The organism is Mesorhizobium sp. IMUNJ 23232 (assembly GCF_044326205.1).
Classification (GTDB): domain Bacteria; phylum Pseudomonadota; class Alphaproteobacteria; order Rhizobiales; family Rhizobiaceae; genus Kumtagia.
The window spans coordinates 1-3,567 of record NZ_JBIRCY010000141.1 but is presented as its reverse complement, the minus strand read 5'-3'; the positions used below and the strand labels follow the sequence as shown (position 1 = coordinate 3,567).

The following is a 3,567-nucleotide window of genomic DNA, read 5'->3' as shown; positions in this document are numbered from 1 at the left end:
CAGCAAAGACTGCAAAACCGACAAAGGAGAAAGCTCGAAACTTGACGACAACCTGACCCAAAACCATCATCCACCCGGGTCAGTTCTCAGTGGAAACCCCGGGTCAGTTCTCCGCGGAAATCAACACCGGGTCGGCAATCGCCTGGCTGCCTTGGTGTTGCGGCGGTTCTGGACGATCTCGTCAAGCACATAGCCGTCCTGGTCGACGGCGCGCCACACCCAGTGCTTTCTGCCGGCGATGGTGAGGACAAGCTCGTCAAGATGCCACACGTCGTTCCGGCCGGGCTTCTTGCGGTGAAGGCGACGCGCATGGTCCGGGCCGAGCTTCTTTCGCCAACGGCGGATCGTTTCATAGGTGACGGCAATGCCGCGTTCCAGCAGCATTTCCTCGACAAGGCGCAGGCTCAGCGGAAACCGGAAGTCGAGCCACACCGTATGGGCGATGATCTGAGGTGGGAAGCGATGGCGCTTGTAACTGATGGGCGTGGTGTTCGTGCCGGAGCGTTTACTTCAACGACCCCTGCCAACCTGTTTACCGTGACATCGCCCGAATGCCTGTCACCGAACTCATGGTCTCGGAAAAGAACCCAGTGTACAACGAAGCGATCGCTGACCGCGATCGCACCATCGGCCTTGACAGTCTGTTAATTAAACAATCAATTTGTGATTGAGGGGCCAGGGCGTTTCACGTCACATCGGTGCTCCAGGCAACGAATAAGATCGCGGGGATGCGATGGCGCGCCGGCCCCATGTTGACGGTCGCTCGACCATCGAACGGCTGCTTGGACGGGATGCACGGGAGCGGCCTGCGGCGATCCTCGTCGAGAGGTTCGATCCCGGTACGGCAAGACGCCAGTTTGCCGCGCTACGGGCCAGCCACCTGGCGATGCTAGGTAGTTCGGTCGCGGTTTGTGGGAGCCTCATCGCGGGGCTGCTCGCCACCGCGGCCTTGATCGTTTTTCCGGACCACGCCTCGGCGCAGGCGGCCTGCTCCGTGCAGAACAACGCCTATATCTGCGATCTTCCGGCCGGAAGCTACAGCACGCCCCAGGGTTTCGACCAGGCGGCGAGCAGCGTCGGCAGCATCCAGGGCATGGGTGTGAATAGCCTCGGCGACATAGGCCTGACATCATCGACGCCATCGATCGATCCGTCGAATTTCTACGGCCTCGGCGCCACGGCCTCCGGGACGTATGGCGTGTTCGGCGACATCTATGGCGTGACGGTCGACAATCAGGGCAGTATCGCGTTCCAGCCGGACACGACGACCTCGCTGAGCACCTATGTCTTCGGCATCTACGCCTATCAATCGGCCACCGGGACCGGCTCTACCCTGGCGGGCGTGAACGTTACCAACGCCGCGACGATCGACATGAACCTGTCGACCGTCAGTGCTCCAGGGGGAGCCGGCATCTGGGCCACCGACCAGGGCGGAAGCTCCGGCGGAAACGCCACCGGCGCGTGGGTCACCAACAGCGGCGCAATCACCGTCGCGCTGGCCGGATCGGAAGGTTTCGCCGGCATCCAGGCAATCTCGCTGGGGGGCGGCAACAGCGGCAGCGGACATGGCGGGACGGGCGGGGAGACCTCGATCGTCAACTCGGCTACGGTGGACGTCACATGGATATGGCAGGGCGCCGGGAGCCAGAACAACGGCGTCTATGGCCTTCAGGCGCTCTCCCAGGGAGGCAATGGCGGCAGCAACGACGAAGGCGGTGGCGGCACCGGCGGCGGCGCCGGGTCGGCGTCGGTCACGCTCACCGCGGGCGGCGATGTGGCCGTCGCCGTCAGCGGCGCGCCTCCAAGCTCCAGCGCATACAGCGCCGGCGTGCTGGCGGCCGTCATCGGCGGCAGCGGCGGGACCGGAGCGGGCGCCGACGGCTACAGCGGCGGGTTCGGCGCGGGGATCAGCGGGGCGGCGCAGATCTCGGTCACCGACGCGAATGTCACGACGACCGGCGACCTGCTGCCTGGCCTGTCGGCCATCATGCAGGCCGGCAATGGCGGCAACGGCGGCTGCCAGGACAGCGATTGCAGCGAGAGCGAGAGCTACGGCAGCGAGAACGGCGGCTATGGCGGACAGGTCGTCGGCGAAGGCTTAATCACCGTCACGGCGGCGACGCAGCCGGTGACGATCTCGACCACCGGCGCCGACTCCGCGGCCGTCCAGATGCTGCTGATGGGTGGGGAGGCCGGCAATGGCGGTACCGACACCACCGATTTTGGCGGCACGGCCGGCGGCGGCGGCGGCGGCGGCGCCGTGACCGGCTCGGCGACCGTCACCATCGGCGCGACGGGGCAGAATCTCGTCGGCTTGACGACGCAAGGCGACACTTCGCCCGGCATCTATGTGCTCAGCCAGGGCGGCAATGGCGGCCTCGGCGGAGATGCCTCGACGGAGTTCTTCGACATCACCTCTGGCGGTGGCGGCTCCGGCGGCGCCGGCGGCACCATCGCGATCTCGCTCGCATCGGTCTCGATCGCCACACAGGGAGCCTACTCGCCCGGCGTCTACGCCATGTCGGCGGGGGGCACGGGGGCCGCGGGCGGCGATGCGCAGGGCGGCATCGGCAAGACCTATAGCGGCGCGGGCGGCGCCGGTGGCGATGCGGGCGCCGTGACGGTGACACTCGACAGCGCCTCCACGATCAGCACCCGGGGAGACGATGCTGCCGGCATATTGGCGCAGAGCTTCAGCGGCGCCGGCGGCAATGCGGGCGGCGCCAATGGCGGCGGCACCCACGGGGAGGGAGGCGGCGCCGGCGGCAATGCCGGCGCGGTGACGGTGACGAATGACGGCGCCATCGTCACTGGCGGCGACACGGCCCGCGGCATCCTCGCGCAATCCATGGCCGGGGCCGGCGGCGGCGGCGGCTTCGCCTCGGGCATTTCCGCCCATGGCGGCACAGGCGGCTCGGCCGGCACGGTGGGCGCGGTCACCGTCACCCATGACGGCTCGATCTCCACCATGGGGTCGAATGCCCAAGGCGTGCTGCTGCAGTCGATCGGCGGCAGCGGCGGCGCCGGCGGGCAGGCGGGCGGCAATTTCAGCTCGGTCGGTGGCAGCGCCGACGACACGCCCTTCACCGCCGACGGCAACACCGTCTCCTTCACCTCCAACGGCGGCATCGTCGGTACCAGCGGCATGGCGGCCTTCGGCGTGCTCGGCCAGTCCATCGGCGGTGGCGGCGGCGATGGCGGCGGTTCGTCCGGCGGCAATGTCGTCGTGGGCGGCAATGGCGGCGCTGGCGGTGACGGCGGGGCGGTGCAGGCGCAGTTCAACGCCGGCACCCAGATCACCACCGTCGGTGACGCGGCGGCCGGCATCGTCATGCAGTCGATCGGCGGCGGCGGCGGCAACGCGGGCAATGCCAGCGCCGACGCGCTGTTCGTGTCGGGTGCGGTGGGCGGGCAGGCCGGCGGCGGCGGCGCCGGCGGGACGGTCACGGTCGCCGCCAATGGCGCGGAGATCGTTACCGCCGGCTCGAAGGCGACCGGTGTTCTGGCGCAGTCGATCGGCGGCGGCGGCGGCACCGGCGGCTGGGCGCTCTCCTATGCGGTGGGGCC

The 3,567-nt window shown here is 68.5% G+C and carries 1 protein-coding gene and 1 pseudogene; one reads left to right on the top strand and one right to left on the bottom strand.

The features are described 5' to 3' along the window. Window positions 1-126 precede the first annotated feature (126 nt). A pseudogene (locus tag ACH196_RS37790) lies at window positions 127-480 on the bottom strand (IS6 family transposase); the annotation flags it as partial. 253 nt (window positions 481-733) lie between these two features. Between ACH196_RS37790 and ACH196_RS37785 the strand changes: the two are divergent. Beyond that, window positions 734-3,567, top strand: a 2,834-nt coding sequence (locus ACH196_RS37785) for a beta strand repeat-containing protein (protein ID WP_396651941.1), incomplete at its 3' end; no start/stop codon positions are given.